General features: G+C 46.7%; 1 protein-coding gene. It reads right to left on the reverse strand.

Translation table 11 applies throughout. The features are described from left to right. The coding region (locus ON15_RS09745) for a transposase (RefSeq protein WP_010581307.1) at positions 1-422 on the reverse strand (422 nt) is incomplete at both ends.

Raw genomic sequence — 422 nt, forward strand, 5'->3', positions numbered from 1 at the left:
AGCTTCCCGCTTGTAGGTTCGGGGAATCTGAGTGTTTAATTGGTGAGCCAACTCAGTAATGAACTTTTCAAGCGTTGTGCGTGCTTGGTTGAGTAGCGAATAGTCTTGCGGAAAGCGAATGTTTACCGGTACGACCGTTGCATCCACGATAATCGTTTGGTCATCAGTCGAAGAATGCTTCAGCTCTTGTTTGGCCCAGTCACCAATAATCGTTCGCAACTCGGGACTAATGGGGGCAATTCGCTTGCGAAAGACCGTCATGGAAGAAGGACTGAAAGGTAACTCGATTTGATATCTGGGAAGCCCAATGAAGTACTGATAAGCTGGTGTATCGCGAATCGCATTAACCAGTTCAACATCCGACAGGTTAGTTGCCTGTTTGATTAATTGAGCACCGAAAAACAGCCGAAAAGGTTTCCCAG

The organism is Liquorilactobacillus vini DSM 20605, from assembly GCF_000255495.1.
GTDB classification, from domain to species: domain Bacteria; phylum Bacillota; class Bacilli; order Lactobacillales; family Lactobacillaceae; genus Liquorilactobacillus; species Liquorilactobacillus vini.